The 17,912-nt window shown below is 62.8% G+C and carries 18 protein-coding genes; 10 read left to right on the plus strand and 8 right to left on the minus strand.

The genetic code is table 11. The annotated features are described in order from the left end of the window. Positions 1-167 precede the first annotated feature (167 nt). Genes FYJ74_RS03340 through lptB form a run of 3 tightly spaced genes read left to right on the plus strand, consistent with a single transcriptional unit; the run spans position 168 to position 3,085 of the window. Positions 168-1,430, plus strand: a complete 1,263-nt coding sequence (locus FYJ74_RS03340; protein WP_154528193.1) for a class II fructose-bisphosphate aldolase — start codon at positions 168-170, stop codon at positions 1,428-1,430. 30 nt (positions 1,431-1,460) lie between these two features. Continuing rightward, positions 1,461-2,354, plus strand: a complete 894-nt coding sequence (locus FYJ74_RS03345) for an LptA/OstA family protein (RefSeq protein WP_154528194.1) — start codon at positions 1,461-1,463, stop codon at positions 2,352-2,354. Further along, entirely contained in the window at positions 2,351-3,085 is a 735-nt protein-coding gene (gene lptB / locus FYJ74_RS03350) for an LPS export ABC transporter ATP-binding protein (protein ID WP_154528195.1), read from the plus strand. Before FYJ74_RS03345 ends, lptB begins: the two co-directional genes overlap by 4 nt. Here lptB and FYJ74_RS03355 read toward each other — a convergent pair. Then, on the minus strand, positions 3,082-3,561 hold the full coding sequence (locus tag FYJ74_RS03355; RefSeq protein WP_154528196.1) for a hydrogenase maturation protease: 480 nt from the start codon (positions 3,559-3,561) through the stop codon (positions 3,082-3,084). The two genes, lptB and FYJ74_RS03355, sit on opposite strands and share 4 nt — an antisense overlap. A gap of 130 nt (positions 3,562-3,691) precedes the next feature. Here FYJ74_RS03355 and murJ point away from each other — a divergent pair, with 130 nt between their 5' ends. The 4 genes from murJ to FYJ74_RS03375 all read left to right on the plus strand — a co-directional run bounded on the left by murJ (position 3,692) and on the right by FYJ74_RS03375 (position 7,515). After that, positions 3,692-5,260, plus strand: coding sequence for a murein biosynthesis integral membrane protein MurJ (murJ, locus tag FYJ74_RS03360; protein WP_229769326.1), 1,569 nt, complete (start codon positions 3,692-3,694; stop codon positions 5,258-5,260). A gap of 46 nt (positions 5,261-5,306) precedes the next feature. Then, on the plus strand, positions 5,307-5,849 hold the full coding sequence (locus FYJ74_RS03365) for a hypothetical protein (RefSeq protein WP_154528197.1): 543 nt from the start codon (positions 5,307-5,309) through the stop codon (positions 5,847-5,849). Between the two features lie 170 nt (positions 5,850-6,019). After that, a complete protein-coding gene (gene tsaD, locus FYJ74_RS03370; protein WP_154528400.1) occupies positions 6,020-7,063 on the plus strand; it encodes a tRNA (adenosine(37)-N6)-threonylcarbamoyltransferase complex transferase subunit TsaD in 1,044 nt (347 codons plus the stop codon). Then, entirely contained in the window at positions 7,060-7,515 is a 456-nt protein-coding gene (locus FYJ74_RS03375; protein ID WP_154528198.1) for a type II secretion system protein, read from the plus strand. The genes tsaD and FYJ74_RS03375 overlap by 4 nt, the downstream gene beginning before the upstream one ends. 274 nt (positions 7,516-7,789) lie before the next feature. Here the strand turns inward: FYJ74_RS03375 and FYJ74_RS03380 are convergent, their stop codons facing one another. Genes FYJ74_RS03380 through FYJ74_RS03395 form a run of 4 tightly spaced genes read right to left on the minus strand, consistent with a single transcriptional unit; the run spans position 7,790 to position 10,736 of the window. After that, entirely contained in the window at positions 7,790-8,200 is a 411-nt protein-coding gene (locus FYJ74_RS03380) for a hypothetical protein (RefSeq protein WP_154528199.1), read from the minus strand. Then, positions 8,197-9,048, minus strand: coding sequence for a metal ABC transporter permease (locus FYJ74_RS03385; RefSeq protein WP_154528200.1), 852 nt, complete (start codon positions 9,046-9,048; stop codon positions 8,197-8,199). The genes FYJ74_RS03380 and FYJ74_RS03385 overlap by 4 nt, the downstream gene beginning before the upstream one ends. Next, on the minus strand, positions 9,048-9,761 hold the full coding sequence (locus FYJ74_RS03390) for a metal ABC transporter ATP-binding protein (protein WP_154528201.1): 714 nt from the start codon (positions 9,759-9,761) through the stop codon (positions 9,048-9,050). Before FYJ74_RS03390 ends, FYJ74_RS03385 begins: the two co-directional genes overlap by 1 nt. 15 nt (positions 9,762-9,776) lie before the next feature. Continuing rightward, positions 9,777-10,736 (minus strand): metal ABC transporter substrate-binding protein, encoded by a 960-nt coding sequence (locus FYJ74_RS03395; RefSeq protein WP_154528202.1) that lies wholly within the window; start codon positions 10,734-10,736, stop codon positions 9,777-9,779. 200 nt (positions 10,737-10,936) lie between these two features. Here FYJ74_RS03395 and FYJ74_RS03400 point away from each other — a divergent pair, with 200 nt between their 5' ends. The 3 genes from FYJ74_RS03400 (at position 10,937) to FYJ74_RS03410 (ending at position 13,847) form a co-directional block, all read left to right on the plus strand. Then, positions 10,937-11,548: a DUF6305 family protein gene (locus tag FYJ74_RS03400; protein WP_154528203.1), complete on the plus strand. Its 612-nt coding sequence runs from the start codon at positions 10,937-10,939 to the stop codon at positions 11,546-11,548. Positions 11,549-11,731: 183 nt separating this feature from the next. Continuing rightward, the gene (locus tag FYJ74_RS03405; protein WP_154528204.1) at positions 11,732-12,361 is read left to right on the plus strand and encodes a DUF6305 family protein; all 630 of its coding nucleotides are present in this window, start codon (positions 11,732-11,734) and stop codon (positions 12,359-12,361) included. 217 nt (positions 12,362-12,578) lie between these two features. Further along, positions 12,579-13,847: a nickel pincer cofactor-dependent isomerase, group 22 gene (locus tag FYJ74_RS03410; RefSeq protein ID WP_154528205.1), complete on the plus strand. Its 1,269-nt coding sequence runs from the start codon at positions 12,579-12,581 to the stop codon at positions 13,845-13,847. Between the two features lie 152 nt (positions 13,848-13,999). On the opposite strand, the gene FYJ74_RS03415 is transcribed toward FYJ74_RS03410, so the two are convergent. The 3 genes from FYJ74_RS03415 to FYJ74_RS03425 form a co-directional block, all read right to left on the minus strand. Next, entirely contained in the window at positions 14,000-15,796 is a 1,797-nt protein-coding gene (locus FYJ74_RS03415; protein WP_154528206.1) for a C69 family dipeptidase, read from the minus strand. Between the two features lie 125 nt (positions 15,797-15,921). Beyond that, positions 15,922-16,923 carry an ABC transporter ATP-binding protein gene (locus tag FYJ74_RS03420; RefSeq protein WP_154528207.1) on the minus strand — a complete coding sequence of 334 codons (1,002 nt, stop codon included), beginning with the start codon at positions 16,921-16,923 and terminating at the stop codon, positions 15,922-15,924. A 1-nt stretch (position 16,924) separates the two neighbouring features. Next, positions 16,925-17,908: an ABC transporter ATP-binding protein gene (locus FYJ74_RS03425; RefSeq protein WP_154528208.1), complete on the minus strand. Its 984-nt coding sequence runs from the start codon at positions 17,906-17,908 to the stop codon at positions 16,925-16,927. Between the last annotated feature and the right edge of the window lie 4 nt (positions 17,909-17,912).

Raw genomic sequence — 17,912 nt, forward strand, 5'->3', positions numbered from 1 at the left:
CCGAAAACGTCCTTGAAGCGGTTGTGTTTCGTCCGGAAATAACGCTCTAAAAGCGCCGCGGCGTTTGAACTTATGGCGTTCAGAGTCTATAATTGAGCTGAAAGTTTTTGCGGAAACGACAAATTTCTCCTCAAAAATCCTATTTTAGAAAAGGAGTATGAACGATCATGAACGTCAACGACAAACTTTACCGCAAAGCGCTCGACCGTCGCCCCTTGAACGTGAGGAACCGCTGGGAAGGCGAAGACGTGGGGCTGTTCAGCGGCCGCGATATTTTCGCCGCCATGAAGGAGAACGAGGCGATCGTGCTGGCGGCGAACGCCCGTCATCCGCTCACGGCCAAGGGCGTGCTGCGCGCCGCCAAGAAACACAGCGCCGCCGTGCTGATCGAGATCGCCAAGTCGGAGACCAATTACTGCGGCGCCAATTTCGGCAATCTCGTCGACTTTACCGTACAGTATTCCCAGGAGCTGGGGCACGGCGCGGTCTTCGCCATGCACGTCGATCATTACGGCATCAAGGGCAAAGAGGACGTGATGAGGGCGGTCGCGCAGATGGGCGAGATCGTCGCCAAGGGCTGGACGTCGGTGGCGATCGACGCCTCGCATCTCGACGACTGGAACAATCTCTGCGCCACGCGCGACGTGGCCATGCACGTGCCGCCGTACTTCGGGCTCGAGGCCGAGGTGGGCGAGATCAAGGGACCGGGCGAATTCTCCACGGTGGAAGAAGCTTTGTATTTCATCGGCGGGCTCAACTCGTGGGGCATCTTCCCCGACCTGATCGCCATCTCCAACGGCAGCAAGCACGGCACCTACGACAAGACGATGGGGCAGGACGAAGGCATCAACCTCGAGCGCACGCAGGAGATCGCCGCGGCGCTGCGGCCTTACGGCGTCAGTATCGCTCAGCACGGCATCTCCGGCACCGACATCGAAAAGTGCGCCCGCTTCCGCAAATACGGCATCGTCAAGGGCAACGTGGCGACGCTGTTCCAGAACGTGATCTTCGGCATCAAGATGGAGCCGGACACAGGCAACGCGGTGATCGAGGGCGATTCCTACGTCAAGGAAGCGGACCGCGGCATCCCCGCCGACCTGTGGAACGAGATCGTCGCGTACTGCGACGGCAAGGGCATGAGCCGCAAGTCGGGCGATTACAAGAAAGCGAATCTGCCCTTCTGCGACAAGATCCTCGCTCTGCCCGACAAATATCTGGACCGCATCCTCGACGAGACGGAATACTGGGCGGAACGTTTCATCAAGGCGTTCAACGCCGAGGGCACGGCCGACAAGGTGATCGAGATCGTCAACCGCCGCGGCACGTGGAATCCGCTGCCCGAGCGCAAGATCATCGCCGACCGCGGCGATTTCCGCGCCGACAACGCGCCCACGAAGGGCGGCAACGACGGCGGCGATTATTCCGAATAAGCGATGAGAAACTTTTCCGCGAAAATTCTTTTGAGCGTTCTGCTGCTGGCGGCGGGAGGCGCTGCGCTGCCGGCGGCTCCCGTCGCCACTCAGCTGACCGCCGACGCCATGGACTACGATATGGAAAGCGGCGAGTTCAAGGCGCAGGGGCACGTGACGCTGAAGCGCGAAGACGTGACGCTGACCTCCGCTTACGGCGAGGCCAGCACAAAAACGCAGAAGGCGCGCCTGTGGCGGAGCGTGCGCGTTTTCGGCACGTATCGCGGCGAAAAGATCGACGCCGTGTGTGCCGAGCTGACGGCCGACTTTTCCGTTTCCGGCGGCAGCTATGTGATGAAGGGGAGCGTGGACGCCGCCTTCGGCAGCCGCGTGCTGCGCGCGGCCACGGCGCGGCTGAGCGGGCAGACTTTCGGCGCCGAGGACGTGACGCATTTCGAGGACAAAGACCGCAACATGGTCATGACCTGCGCCGCGCTGAGCGGCGATTACGATGCCCAAGGGCTTCGCGCGGCCGAAGGAAAGGGGAACGTCACGGTCGTGCAGCAGGATGAAGAGAAGGTTTCGCGCCTCTGGTGCGACGCGCTGTCCTATTCCCGCGCGGCCGATACGCTGACGGGAACCGGCAGCGCCAAGATTCACGTGCAGTCCAAAAGCGGCAAGACCCAGGAGACGACGATCGAATGCGAAAAGCTTGACTACTCCGTGGGCGGCAATGTCGTGACGGCGACGGGCGACGCCCGAGCCGTACAGGACGGCCGCCGCATCAGCGCCCAGACGCTGATTTACCATCCCGACACCGGGCGGCTCGAGGCCAAGGGAACGCCGCGCATCTCCGTGGACTTGACGAATCTGAAACCGTCACCGCGGACGCCCGCGAAAAACGACGCTCCCGTCGCGGAAAGCAAAAAAGGCGGCAGGAAATGAGCGCCGTCAAAACGCTGAGCGCGACGGGGCTGAACAAGAGCTTCAAAAAACGCCACGTCGTCAACGACGTCAGCCTCGAGTTCAGCACCGGCGAAGTGGTGGGGCTGCTCGGCCCCAACGGCGCCGGCAAGACGACGAGCTTTTACATGATCGTCGGCCTGATCGAGGCCGATTCGGGCGTCGTCAGAATCGACGACCGCGACATCACGGGACTGCACGTGTACCAGCGCGCCCGCTGCGGCATCGGCTATCTGCCGCAGGAAGCCTCGGTGTTCCGCAGCCTGTCCGTGCGCGACAACATCGATCTGGTGCTGCAGGAGCGCGGCATCGAGACGAAGAAGCGCCGGCAGGTCATCGACGGGCTGGTGGAGGAATTCGGCCTGACGGCGCTCGTCGACGTGATGGGCTATTCCCTTTCCGGCGGCGAGCGCCGCCGGCTGGAAGTGGCCCGCACGCTGGCGCTCGATCCCGATTTCATCCTGCTCGACGAGCCGTTCGCCGGCATCGACCCGATCGCGGTCGGCGATATTCAGCAGATCGTCAAAACCCTGAAGGACAAGGGCTACGGCATCATGATCACCGACCACAACGTGCGCGACACGTTGGCCATCACCGATCGCGCCTACATCATCTATCAGGGCGAAATCAAGGTGAAGGGAACGTCCGCGGAAATTGCCGACGATCCCTTTGCGAGAAAATATTACCTGGGCGATTCGTTTCGGCTCAATTAAACGGACGATTCCCCACTCTTTTCAAGCGCGTCGATTTGGTCGCTTTGCCCTGCGGCGATCAGTTTGGCGCACGCCTGCGCCGCTTTTGCCGCGACGGACGTAAGGCCGATGCCCAAAGCGGCGCTTTGCGGCTGAATGGCGATGACCCAGGCTTCGCAGTCAGGCGGCAGCACGCCGGCTAAAAGCTGCGGCAGCGGCAGATCGTGGCTGGTGAAGGACGGATCGTCGACGCGTGCCAGCGGGAAACGGCGCAGGCTTCCGGGCGGCAGCCCCATGTCGGAGGCGTCGATCAGCAGAAAACGGCGCGGACATTCCTTTTTCAGCGTGGCGAGGTAATTGGCGGGCGCCAGCTCGCAGAGGCGCAGCGAAAAGTTCGGCAGTTTCCTCTTGCCGAGCAGACGCACCACCTCGAGCCCGACGGCGTCGTCACGCAGCAGGGGATTGCCGACGCCCCAGACGGTGGTATGGATTCTCATATTTTCTTGCGGCTCCTTTCGATTGGCCACCCCGAACGGAAATGTTCCGTGTGGAACATTTCCGTTTCAGCGGGGCGGGTCTCTTTTATGGAAAATCCGCGAAAACTCGCGTGAGAGCGGGAGAAACTTCATGGCAAGTGAAAAATCGGGAAACATGATCCGCAACGCCCTGACGATGATGATCGGCACGTTTTCAAGTCGCGTTCTCGGGCTGCTGCGCGAGGTGATCACCGCGGCGTATTTCGGCGCCGGACGTTCGCTGGACGCCTTTTTCGTGGCCTACACCGTCGCCAATCTCGGCCGCCAGCTGCTGGCCGAGGGCGCGCTGTCGGCTTCCTTTGTGCCGGTGTTCTCGCAGGTTCTGGAGCGGGACGGGCCTCGCCGCGCCGAGCGTCTGGCCCGTCAGGCGCTGACGGTGATCCTCGGCGCCGGCGCGCTGGCGGTGGCCGTCGGCATCGTGTTCAGCCCGCAGTTGATCGCCCTGATCGCGCCGGGCTTCGCGGGCGAAAAGAAAGCGCTGGTGGTGGCGATGACGCGGCAGCTTTTCCCGTTTCTGCTGCTGATCTCGGTGGCTGCGCTGGCGATGGGCGCGCTCAACAGCCTGAACTGCTTTTTCGTGCCGGCGCTGGCGCCGGCGCTCAGCAACGCCGTCTATATTATGACCGTCCTGTTCTGCGCGTCAAGATTCGGCGTGGAGAGCCTGGTCGGCGCGGTGCTTTTGGGCGGCGCAGCGCAGCTGGCGTTTCAGTGGTGGTGGACGGTTTGCCGCAAGGATATGCTGCTGGTGCCCGCCCGTCCGGATTGGCAGGATCCCGATCTGCGGCGCATGTTGGCACTGTTTTTGCCCTACGCGGCCGGGCTGTCGCTGAACCAGGTCAATCCCGTGCTGGGGCGGTTGTTCGGTTCGTTCCTATCCGACGGTTCCATCTCCATGCTGAACTATTCAAACCGCGTCATCCAGCTGCCGCTCGGCCTGGTGGTGATCGCCATCTCGCAGGCGGTGCTGCCGGAACTGGCGCGCTGCGTGCGGCAGGGCGACGAGGTCTTTGCGGGCACGCTGCGCGACGCGCTGCGCTTCGCGCTGTTCGTGATCCTGCCGGTGACGTTGGGAACGCTGCTCGTGTCCAGCGAAGCGGTGAATTTTCTGTTCTTCCGCGGCGCTTTTGACGCGGAAGCGTGGCGCGGCACGGCCTCGACGCTTTTTTACGCGGCGCTGGGACTGCCGGGCATGGCCTGTGCGACGGTGCTGATGCGCGCGCTTTTCGCCCGTTCGCTGCCGCGCGCGGCGATGACGATGACGGCCGCCAGCGTGGCGGGCACGCTGCTGTTCTCGGCGGCGCTGGTGTCGCCGATGAAGATGAACGGCATTGCGCTGGCCAGTTCGCTGGCGTTCACGTTTTCCAGCGGCGTCGGCGTTGCGTTGCTGCGTCGTGCCATGACGGCGCCGCTGCGGTTGTTTTCGGCCGGCTGGCTGGCGAAGATCGCCGTCTCCTGCGCGCTGACGCTTGCGGCGGGACTGGCGTGGCGAACGCTGTGGCGTTATCCGGCCGACGCTTCGCTGCTGCGGCGCGGGCTCTGGATCGTCGGAATCGCCGCGGCGTGCGCGGCCGTTTATGGTATAACGACTTTGAAACTGAAGTGCGAAGAGTGGAGCCTGATCTTTCAGGCCGTCCGTCGGAAAACGCCGCGGGAGAAATGACGCCGGCTGTCCGCGGGTGCAGAAAAACAGAGGTGAGTTTGTGAGAATGAAGAAAATGATAAAACTTCTTGGGACGGCGATGCTTCTGACGATGGGGGCAGTTTCGGTCTTTGCCGCTTCGGCGAACAAGGACGAAGAATTGATGAGAGCCCGCTCGGTGCTGCTGTGGATCGGCGGCACGCGCGTCGGCGACCTGATGGTCGGTGCCGACGCCAAACTGCAGTTCCAGTTCGTGGACCGGACGCTGTCGGCACGGATCTACGCCGAGCCTGGCAACTTTCCCGACGACATCGTATGGAACGCGTCGTATATCGACAAGGCGGCCCGCGCCAAGTGCAACCTGGTGATCCTCGGCTACCGGGCCATGAACCGCTGGAACTTCGATCCCGGCAAGCTGACAGTCAACGGCGAGCCGCTGCCGCCCGGGCGCATTTACACGAGTCTGCTTTCCAAGGAGACGGGCAATCTGGCCCCCGATACGCAGGACGCGATCGCTTTCGGCGTGCCGCGTTCGCAGTCGCGCGGCGGCAGCGAGGTCGTTTTCGGCTACGACGGATATTCCGTGAAATTGACGATTCCCGAGAGGTGAGTGACAATGGCTGGGCATGTGTTCAAGTGCGCGCTCTGCGGCGAGCGGATCAGCTCCGACGCCCGCCCGTCGCGCTGTCCGAAATGCGGGGGCAAGGCGTTCGTCCATGAAGAGGGCGAACCGTTGCGGAGAAAGGCGTGCTGCTCGGGATCGTGCAGCGGATGCAGCGGATGCTGCCACTAGACGGGCGTTTTCTGACGCTGGGGATCGAGAGCAGCTGCGACGACACGTCGGTGGCGCTGCTCGAAGGACCGCGGCGCGTCCTGAGCTGGAAGATCTCCAGCCAGATCGAACGGCACGCGGCGTTCGGCGGCGTCGTGCCCGAGTACGCTTCGCGCATGCATCTGGAGGCGATCCTGCCGCTGACGCGGGCCGTTCTCGACGAGGGCGGCGTCGCCGATCCCGCAAAGCAGATCGGCCTCGTGGCGGTGACGTGCGGCCCGGGGTTGATGGGGTCGCTGTTGGTCGGCGTGATGACGGCCAAGGCGTACGCGCAGGCGTGGAAGGTTCCCATTCTCGGCGTCAATCATCTGGAAGGGCACATTTACGCCAACATGATCGATCATGAAGACCTGAAGTTCCCTTTTCTGTGCATGGTCGTCTCCGGCGGGCACACCGAGATCGTGCTCGTCAGGGGCTGCGGCGAATATCAGATGCTGGGGGCCACGCAGGACGACGCGGCCGGCGAGGCGTTCGACAAGGTGGCGAAAGCGCTCGGCCTGCCTTATCCCGGCGGCCCGGTGATCGACCGCCTGTCCGCCGCGGGCGACGCGGGCGCTTTCGAGTTTCCCGACGTGCTGCACAATCTGGAAGGGCTGGACTTCAGCTTCAGCGGTTTGAAAACGGCGGCGATCAATCAGGTGAACCGTCTGCGTCAGAAGGGCGAAGAAATTCCGCTGGAAGACTTTTGCGCTTCGTTCCAGAACACGGTGGTGAAGACGCTGATCGCCCGTCTCGAACAGGCCGTGAGGCTGACGGGCGTGAAGTCAGTGGCGATTTCCGGCGGCGTGGCGGCCAACAGCGCTTTTCGCCGCGCGGTGGCGGAACACGAGGGCTGGAAGAGCTTTCTGCCCTCGAAGATGTTCTGCACCGACAACGCGGTGATGGTGGCCGCCGCCGGCTGCGCGGCCTGGCAGAGCGGCCGCCGCGGCGGTCTTGACCTGGCGCCCGATCCGGCGCTTGATTTCGGCGAAGACGAGGTGGTCGGAGAATGAGGAAGGTGCGAAGGAGCAAGGGGTTTACGCTGATCGAACTGCTGATCGTGGTCACGGTGATCGGCATTCTTTCCGGCAGCATGATGCTGACGATGGGATCGAGCGCCGACAAGGCCGAAGCGACGCGGATCGTCGCCGATCTGCACAGCCTCAAGCTGGCGGCCGGGCTGTATTACGCCGATAACGTCGGCGGCGCGCTGTCGCCCGACATCGCCAAACTGAAAACCTACGTGACCGCGCCGGAGAAGCTGAGCGGCGATCGGTACGAATTTATCGCTGGAGCCGACGCGGGACAGTGGTTCGTCGGCTACAAGGTGGCGGGGGCCGAGGCAGGCGTGCGCGAAAACCTGAAGAAAATGGCGGCCGCCAACGGTTTGCGCGTCGGCACGACCTCGGCGGACACCGACGTGTACGACGGCGGCACGGCGGGCGTTTACGTGCGCGTCAAGTAACCCTGGCTCTCGAAAGCGCGAGGAAAGCTCTGAGAAAAGCCGCCGCTTTTTGCGGCACGACCGCCAACTGGAAAGGGAAAAAAGCGGGAGTATCGTTCCCCCCGGCATTATGAAAATGGCGCTGAGAGACGTGTCTCTCAGCGCCATTTTCTGTCAGCGCGTACGCATGGGACTCTTTATTGATTCTCGACTCATACCGATTCCTGGGAAAGTATTAACGTAGTTTGCCGGGCGCGGCCTGCTTGCCGTTGAACCGTTCCGTTAAAAATTGGCGTCAAAAGTCGATGGCGGACTGGCCGACGCGGTAGTAGGTTGTGCCGTTGTCCTCGTATTTCTCATAAACGCCTTCCACGGTGATGGGGGCTTCGAGATCGGGGAAATCTTCGGGGTAGTACAGCTCGCCGGCGACGCCAAACTCGAGGCTGTTCTGCGCCAGCGGGATGACGCAGTTGTAGAAAATCTTGTCGGGATCGGGCTGTCCCTGAGCGTCGATGCCCTGAATGATGGCGAACTGGCCGGTCATTTTGATGCGGCGGCCGAGGTAGTTTTCGGGATTGTTTTTGATGTCGTAGACGACGGCGAACAGCATGGTGCGCCCCATGGCGGTGAGATCGATGTCCGCAGCGGCCGGCGCGGGGATGCCCAGCGCCGCGAGAAGGAACAGCGCGGCGGCGAGGCGTTTCATCGTGCGGTTCCTTTCAGGCGGCCGAGCGCCGCGCAGAGCAAAAAGACGAGGATGTTGCCGGCGACGATGGTGGATCCGACAGGCGTCCCCGCCAGCACGGAGACGACGATGCCGGCGGCGGCGCACAGCACGGAGACGGCGGCGGAACAGAGCGTGACCGAGAGGAACGACGTGAACAGCCGCATGGCGCTCAACGCCGGAAAAATGATCAGCGCCGAAATCAGCAGCGAACCGACGAGATTCATGGCCAGCACGATGATCACGGCGATGACCACGGCGATGACCAGATTGTACAGCCCGGCGCGCGTGCCGGTGGCGGCGGCGAATTCTTCGTCGAACGTGACGGCGAAAATCTTGTGGTAGAACAGCACGAACACGGCGATGACGATGAAGGACAGGAGAGCGCAGAGCTTGACCTCGAACGGATCCAGCGTCAGGATCGAGAAGGAACCGAAGAGGATGCTGCACACGTCGCCGGACAGATTGGCCGAGCGCGAAAACACGTTCATGAGCAGATAGCCCATGGCGAGGGCGCTGACGGAGAGCATGGCGACGGCGGCGTCGCCCTTGATGCGGCGAGTCCTTCCGCCTTGGAGCAGCAGCACGGCGCAGGCCACGGTGACGGGGAGCGTCAGCGCCGTGGTGCTGCTCATCTTCAGCACGGCGGCCACGGCCATGGCGCCGAAGGCCACATGCGACAGACCGTCGCCGATCAGCGAGAAGCGTTTCAGCACCAGCGTCACGCCGAGCAGCGATGAGCACAGCGCCACGAGCACGCCGACGATGAACGCGTAGCGCACGAAAGGATACTGAAAATATGCGGCGAGTTGGGTGAACGTGGCGGACATCACTGCTTTCCCCCTTCGCGGTGCGTGAAGATCCGGCCGGCGGCGCTGCTGAGGTATTCCACACGGGAGCCGAAGAAGTATTTCCCTCCGCCGAGGTGGAGGATATGCGTGGCGTAGCGCACGGCGGCGGCAATGTCATGAGAGATCATGACGACCGTGAGCCCTTCGTCGCGGTTCAGCGCCGCCACAAGCTCGTACATTTCCGTCGTGACTTTGGGGTCGAGACCGGTCACGGGCTCGTCGAGCATGATCAGTTTGCGCGTGGCGCAGAGCGCGCGGGCGAGAAGCACGCGCTGCTGCTGTCCTCCCGAAAGTTCGCGGTAGCAATGACTGGCCAGGGGCGTCACGCCGAGACGGGCCATGTTCCGCGCCGCCAGTTCCTTTTCCCGGCGCGTGTAGAACGGCCGCAGTCCCATGCGGTTCAGGCAGCCCGACAGCACGATCTCCCTGACGCTGGCGGGAAAATCTTTCTGCACGACCGTCTGCTGAGGGAGGTAGCCGATCTCGGTCCGCTTCAGCCCTTCGCCGGTGACGACGTGTCCCATCCTCGGCCTGATCAGGCCGAGGATAGTCTTCATCAGCGTACTTTTGCCGGAGCCGTTCTCGCCGACGATGTAGAGATAGTCGCCGCGCTCGACGGTGAAGTCCAGCCCTTCGATCACCGGCGCGCCCTCGTAGCCGGCGGCGACATTTTCGCAGGTAAGCAGAGCCATGGCAATCTTCCCGTTTCAGTTGAGCGCTTCGCGCAGCGCGGCAAGGTTGTCCCGCATGAGCGAAAGGTAAGTCGTGCCGCGTTCCAGATCCCGGGCGGTGCAGGACTGCATGGAGTTCATGACGACGATCTTCCGCTCCCGGCCGCCGGCCGTGCGCAGCACCGTTGCGGCGATCTTGCGGTCCGAGTTTTCCAGCACCAGCACGGCGGGCAAATCAAGTTCCTTGACCTTGCCGGCCAAAACGGCCAGGGTTTTGAAACTGGCTTCGCTCTCGGCCGAACAGCCTCTGAAAGCGGCGTAGTGCTCCAGTCCGTAGTCTTCGGTCATGTAGATGAAGGGAAAGCGGTCGGCGAAGACGACGGTGCGGCGCTTGGCCGAGGCGATCATGGCCGCGTATTCGCCGTCGAGCGCCTGCAGTTGGGCGGCGTAGGCCGCGGCGTTGGCGCGGTAGAGCGGCGCGCCTTCGGGATCGAGCGCCGCCAGCTTTTCGGCGATGAGACGGCAGAAGCGCTGGGCATGGCGCAGCGACAGCCACACGTGTTCGTCCAGCTCCGGCTCTTCGTGCTCGTGATCATGATGGTGATGCTCTGGCGTTTCGCCGGCGGCGGGGACTTCCTCCCGGGCACGTTCGCCAAGCGAGGCGAGCAGATCGATCACGGCCGTCCTCTGGTTGACCGCGCCGGAGAGCGCGCCGGACAGGCCGTTGTCGGACGCGCCGCCCACGCCGACGAAGAGGTCGCACGACGAAACCAGGATCATGTCGTTGACGGTCGGCTGATAACTGTGCAGGTCCACGCCATTGTCGAAAAGCAGTTTCAGGCGAACCTGGCCGGCTCGTTCGCCGAGAATGACGCGCGTCCAGTCATAGGCCGGAAAAACAGTGGCGACCACGGTCAGCTTCCCGTCCGCCGCCGAAGCGGCGGGGGCGTGAAGGGCCAGCGTCAGCGCGGTCAGCAACAGGAAAAATCTTCTCATTCTGAAATCCTCCGTTGCAGAAAATTTAAAATTGTCCGCGCCTCTGTGCTATAATCGCAAAAGGGCGGACTTTTGACGCCATTGGCAGAAATATATTTCAAAAGCTAGCACGCGGCATCGCCGTTGTCAAATGAAAAGAATGCATAAGTTCGGTCGCCGTAACGCTGAGGAGATATTTCATGATGAGGAGAAATTTTTGTGTGGCCGTCCTTTTCTGTGCGCTCTTCCTCCGGACGGAAAACGCCGCGGCCGCCAACCCGCCGCTGCCCCGCGTCGAAACGCCCGTGCTGATCACTGGCTTCGGGCAAAGTCAGGACACCAATTCGGTCAACATCCTGTGCCGGCGGCTGCGGATCGACTATGACTACAAGCTCGACATTCCCGCCGGGGAGGTGGACTGGAACCGCTACAAGACCATCTTCGCCGTATTGGGGTGCAGCAGCAGCGTGTACTGCTGCTCGTTCGACGCCGATTCGACGGCCATCGTCATCACGCGCGACGGCAAACCCAGCCCGACGGTGTCGGGGCTGAGCATCCTTGACGAAGCGGCCCGCTGTTCCGAGATTCTGGCCGAGGCGAAGAAACACAACGTGAAAGTCATCGCCATGCACGTGGGCGGCGAACCGCGCCGTCTCAAGAACTCCGAACCGTTTCTGCCCTTCGCCGGCGCCGCCGACTTCATGATCGTCCGTTCGGACGGCAATCTCGACGGCTATTTTACCACGCTCTGCGCCGAAAAAAACGTGCCGCTCTTCACGATCGAGAAGACGGCCGACCTGAAGCGGCTCATCCCCGCCATGTTGCGTCCGTGATGCGAACGGGAGCCCGTTATGAGCTCTCGCCGGTCCGAGAGAACCGTGCGTGCTCCTGTGCTATAAGCGCTGGGAAATGGGGCGACTTATGCGATCGGCGATAATACACGGGGAGTTGGCGCTGCCGTTCCCCCGGAGCGATGCGCAAGCTCAGCTCCCATAAAGCGAGGAGGCGTTTTGCCAATGAGAAAACTTTTCCGCTGGGGCCCGCTTCTTTGCGCGGCCCTCCTGCAGTCGGGCGTTGCGGCGGCCGAGAACCCTCCGATCCCGAAACTCGGGGCACCGGTGCTGATCACGGGCTTTGGGCAGTGCATCGACGCCAATTTGGCAAAGATATTTGCTCATCGCCTCAAGATCGAATATGAATACGGCCTTGACATCAAACCCGAAGACGTGGACTGGAATTCATGCCGTACGCTTTTTGCCGTTCTGGGATGCAGCAACAGCGTGTGCTGCTGTTCGCTTGGCTCCGATGCGACGGGCGCCGTTGTCACTCGCGACGGACGGATCGGCCACGTCGTTGCCGGAATGAGCATACTCGACGAGTGCGAACGGTGCCGCCGCATCGTGGAAGAGGCGAAGAAACACAACGTCAGTGTGGTCGCCATGCACCTTGGAGGCATGGCCCGGCGCTATAAAAATTCCGAGCCGTTTTTGCCGTTCGCCGGCGACGCCGACTACGTGATCGTGCGCGCCGACGGCAATGCCGACGGTTATTTCACTGCGTTGTGCGCTCCAAAGGACGTGCCCCTTTACACGATGCAAAAGGGGACTGAGTTAAAACAGATCATCCAGACAATGATTCAGCCGTAGCCAACGGGAAAGCGGCTCCCCGCTTCCTTGGCGGCGGCTGTTTTTCGCCGCATAGCCGCCGGCTCATAACCTTATGCGTTTTCATGACTTGGACAAAGAGCGGGGCTTGTGATAGGAATGAATCGCCAGTCCCACTTTCGAGGCTGCGCGCGCCCGCGCGGAATCACTTTGAAAGAGCGTTATTTTTTTATAATAAAAGAAGAGGAAGTGCATGTTCATGTCGTTCATCGATGAAGCGTTGGATCTCATTCGGATCCCCCGGTTCGTGAAAGTCCGCCAGAACTTTCCTCGCCCTTGCGTGCAGGATCCCGCCGGCGAGCTGATCGCCGGTCTGGAAACGGGGCGTTATCTCGACTCCGTCACGCCCGGTATGAGCGTTGCCATCACCGCCGGCAGCCGCGGCATCACCAACTATCCGTTGATCATCAGGACGCTGGTCGAAGCGGTGAAAAGGCGCGGCGGCGAGCCTTTTATCTTCCCCGCCATGGGCAGCCACGGCGGCGCCACCGCCGAAGGGCAAAAAAACATGCTGGCCGGCCTTGGCATCACCGAAGAAACCATGGGCGCGCCGGTTCGCTCCACGATGGAAACGGTACGGCTCGGCACGGCTGCCAACGGCCGCCCCGTCTACCTCGACCGGTACGCCGACGCGGCCGACGCCATCGTCATCGTCAACCGCGTCAAGCCGCACACGGGATTTCGCGGCGTGGTGGAGAGCGGCATCTGCAAGATGTGCGCCATCGGCATGGGCAAGCAGAAAGGCGCGGACTTCTGCCACGCCGAAGGCTTCGGGCACATGGCCGAGAACATTCCCGCCATCGCCGCCGTAACGTTGGCCAAAAAGAACGTGCTCTGCTGCGTGGCCCTGCTGGAAAACGCCTATCACGAGACGGCGCAGATCGAGCTGATGCGCAAGGACGAAGTGCTCGAGCGCGAACCGGCGCTGCTCGAACGCGCCTGGGAGCTGCTGGCCAAGATCCAGCTCGACGAGTTCGACGTGCTGATCATGGACGAGATCGGCAAGAACATCGCCGGCACGGGATTCGACACCAACGTGGTGGGACGCTACAACACGCCCTACGCCTCCGGCGGCCCGAAAATCACCCGCGTCGCCGCGCTCGACATCACCGACGTCTCGCACGGCAACGGCAACGGCCTGGGCATGCTCGACCTGACCACCATGCGCGCCTACAAAAAGTTCAGCATGGAGCAGAGCTATCCGAACGCCATCACTTCCACCGTGCCGCTGACGGTGAAGATCCCCATGGTGCTGAAGAGCGACCGCCAGGCCATCCAGGGCTGCATTAAGACCTGCAATGTGCTTGACCCGTCGAAATTGCGCCTCGTGCGCATCAAGAACACCATCGCCCTCGACGAGATCGAAGTCTCCGAAGCTTTACTGCCGACGGTCGCCGCTCATCCGCACATGGAGGTCGTCGGCGCGCCGTACGAACTGAAATTCGACGCGGACGGCAATCTGTTCTAATCGGTCCACAGAGAATGAGTATGAGACAAAAAACGCCGCGGCTCGGTCAGCGCTGACCGAGCCGCGGCGTTTCCTTTACCGTGGATTTTTCATGTTGAAGAAATTGCGTGACTGGCTGTATTCGGCGCAAAATGTTCCGCGTGGAACATTCCCTATACCGTCCGCTCCGTGAACGTGAAGAAGCCGCCGCCGCCGAAGGAGCGCCCCCATTGATCGCGCCCGCCGAGCCAGTAGTCGAAAGTTCCGGGCACGCCGGCTTTCTGCAGATCGGCGGCTTTGACGCGGACGGTCCAGCGGCCGCCGTCGGGCCGCAGCGAGCCGGCGACGGGGCGGATGCCCATCAGGCGGGCGTTGGTGCCGCCCAGCGTGAGCAGCAGCGACCCCTCGGCGGGAATTCTCCCGTCCGTGAGCGCGAAGCCGAATTCAATCTCTTCGGCGCTGTTCATCGTTGCGGCGGCGGGAGAGACGCTGACGGAGACGGGGCGCAAGTTTTTCTGCTGCTCGCCGATGGCGGCCAGCGCTTCGGCGGCGACGGCTGCGTCGCTCTCGCGCAGTAGCGCGACGCAGCGTTCTCTGTCGCCGAGCGCCGCAACGCGCGCCTGCAGTTCGCTTTCGCGCCGCGCAAGGCCGTTTTCGTAGCTCCACAGCCAGCGTTCGTGCTCGTCGTGATGCTGCTGGAAGACCAGCTCGAAGAGGCTTTGGAAGTCGCGCATTTTCTGCCAGCCGTTGTCGCGCCATGTCGCGATCTCGGCGTCGGGGCGGCAGTGCGCGGCCAAAAGCGCCGGCGCTTCGTCTCCCATCGTGTCCAGCGCGGCGGGCACGCCGCAGAAAGGATGGACGGGCAGATAGGGCAGCTCGCTGGGGCGCCCTGCGCACAGCCACATCGTCGTGGTCTCGGGACGATCCCGCTCGCCGAAGACGGTGACGGACGATTCCATGGTCGTGCCCGTGCAGATGCGGCGGATCTCCGTGTCGTGCGGCGCGCCGCCGGGGAACTGCATGCGCGCCCAGGCGGGGTCGAGGAACGAGCCTTCGTAATAGCAGCGCAGGATTTCCATGACCTGTTCCACGGCGACGGGGCGCTTCGGCACGACGGCGAAGGGGTAGCGGTCTTCGCGCCAGAAGGGGCTGCGCGTCAGGATCGAATAACCGGCGGCGCTGCGGTAAACGTTGCCGGGGCCCATCCAGTCCTTTTCGGCCTGATAGGCGCGCGCGAAGTCGAACGCGCCCTGCGAAGGATCGTACCAGCCCTTTTTCCGCGCGTACTCGACCAGATCGGGCGAGACGATGAAGTTGTCGCGGTCGTCGAAGTCGATCTCGTGGATCGTGTAGTAGTTGGGGATGAACGCCGCCTCGCGGTCGCCGACGCGGCGCGCGGCGTAACGGCGGCCGCTGACGACCTGAAGCATCCAGGCTTCGTCGGCGTCGGCGCAGGTGTAGGTGCGCCCGGAGGAAACGTAGCCGTAGCGTTCGAGCATTTCGACGCCGATCTCCACGGCATGGCGGGCGGAATTGGCGCGCTCGGCCATGACGCGGCGGAGGTTGAAGCCGATGCCGCCCTCGCTGAGGCGCGAGGCGTCTTCGAGGTCTTCCTTGGAATCGACGCAGCTGTTGCTGACGATCAGCACGCCCCGGTCGTTGTAAAAGGAATCGGCCGTCGACATGCCGCCGTTGGCGCCCTTCATCTCGCTCCAGTAGAAGCCGTGCGTGCGCGCCGCCTGCGGGATGAGCGCGTGCCCTTCTTCGGCGGGCAGCGTCTCGCCGGGCGCGTGGTCGGCGGCGGGAACGTAGCCGTGACGGTTGACGAGACGGCCGCCGTCGTCTTCGTTGTGGCCGACGATCACATGCCCCGTCGGCGAAGCTTCGCGCCCGACGACGACGGTGGTGCAGGCGCGCGCCGCCGCGGGCAGCGCGATCAAAAGCGCCAGAGCCAGAATGACAAGATCCATGGAAAACACCCTTTCCTGAAAAAGATGATGGGATCGAAACGGCCGCTGCAAAAAAAGAGAGGAAAAGTTTTTCCTCTCCTTTCCGCCGTCGATTATAGAAAAACTTCGAGCGCGCGTCAAAATTTTCAGCGGTCGAAAAGATGGCACTGCACCCAGTGCCCCGGCGCAATCTCGCGCTCTTCGGGCACGCGCTGCGAGCAGACGGGCATGACGCAGCGGCAGCGCGTGTGGAAGCAGCAGCCCGACGGCAGGTTCACGGCGCTGGGGATCTCGCCTTCCAACCCTTCGGCGTTGCGCATGTTGCGCCCCGTCAGCGTGGGGATCGAAGAGAACAGGGCCTTGGTGTAGGGATGCTGCGGAGACGCGAAAATCTGCTCCTTGCTGCCCTTTTCGACGATACTGCCGAGGTACATGACCGCCACCTGATTGGAAATGTGCTTGACCACCGAAAGGTTGTGAGCGATGAACAGATAGGAGAAGTGGAACTCGTCCTTGAGGTCCATGAGCAGGTTGAGGATCTGCGCCTGGATGGACACGTCCAGCGCCGACACCGGTTCGTCGGCGATGATGAATTCCGGCTCCACGGCCAGCGCGCGGGCGATGCCGATGCGCTGGCGCTGGCCGCCCGAGAACTGATGCGGATAGCGGCTCGCCTGTTCGGGACGGATGCCGACGCGGGACAGCAGGTCGAGCGCGCGGGCGCGCGCTTCTTTTTTGCCGGCGGCCACCTTGTGGAACAGCATCGGCTCCGTGAGGATCTCCATCACGTTCTGGCGCGGGTTGAGCGAAGCGTAAGGATCTTGGAAGATCATCTGCATTTTCTTGCGCAGCAGCAGCATCTCGCCCAGCGGGATGTGCGCGATGTCCTGCCCGCGGTAGCACACCGAACCGCCGGCCGGCTCGATCAGGCGGATGATGCTGCGCGCGGCCGTTGATTTGCCGCACCCCGATTCGCCCACGAGGCTGTAGACTTGCCCCTCTTCGAGGTCGAAACTGATGCCGTTGACGGCGTGGACGACGCGCTTGCGGCGCACGACGCGCCCGCGTTCGAAGCGGATCTGGCTGAGAAGCGAGCGGTCGAGGTCGAAGCGCTGTTCGAGATTTTTGACTGAAAGCAGACAGCCCATGTTACTTCACCTCCCCGCAGAGCGGAAAATGGCAGGCGGCACAGTGCCCCGGCGCGACCTCGCGCAGCTGCGGCGCTTCGCGGCGGCAGCGTTCCTGAGCGCAGGAACAGCGCGGACTGAAGTAGCATCCCGAAGGCAGGTCGAACATGTTGGGGACGATGCCGGGGATCGTGTCAAGGCGCTCTTTTTCCGTGCTCAGGTCGGGGATCGAGTTGATCAGCCCGTGCGTGTAGGGGTGCGCGCTGCGGTCGATCACGTCGCGCGCGGCGCCGCTCTCGACGATCTTGCCGCAGTACATTACGTTGATGCGGTCGGCGACCTCCGAAACCACGGCGAGGTCGTGGGTGATCAGCATCAGCGAACAGCCTTCGGCGCGGATCAGGTCGGTCATGAGCTTGAGAATCTGCGCCTGGATCGTCACGTCCAGCGCCGTCGTCGGCTCGTCGGCGATGATCAGTCGCGGACGGGCCGCCAGCGCGATGGCGATGACCACGCGCTGCCTCATGCCGCCGGAGAATTGATGCGGATAGTTCTTGAGCCGGCTTTCCGGATTGGAAATGCCCACGGCCCTGAGCAGGTCGACGCTGGCCCGGCGGCGCTGGGCCATATTCATTGACGTGTGCAGCCGCAGCGTTTCGTCGAGCTGCTGCCCGATCGTGTAAACGGGATTGAGAGAGGTCATCGGATCCTGGAAGATCATGGAGATGTCCTTGCCGCGCAGCTTGTTCATCTCGTGTTCGGAAAGTTTCATGACGTCGCGCCCGCCGAACAGGATCTCGCCCGATTCGATGGAGCCCGGCTCTTCGATCAGCCGGATCAGCGAGAAGCCCGTCACCGACTTGCCGCCGCCGGACTCTCCGACCACGGCCAGCACCTCGCCCTGCCTGATGTCGAACGACACGTCGTCCACGGCCTTGACCGTGCCCTTGAACGTCTTGAACCACGTGCGCAGGTGCTTCACCTGCAAAAGAAGTTTGTCGTCCATGGGC

Origin of the sequence: Pyramidobacter porci (assembly GCF_009695745.1) — a bacterium.
Lineage (GTDB): Bacteria > Synergistota > Synergistia > Synergistales > Dethiosulfovibrionaceae > Pyramidobacter > Pyramidobacter porci.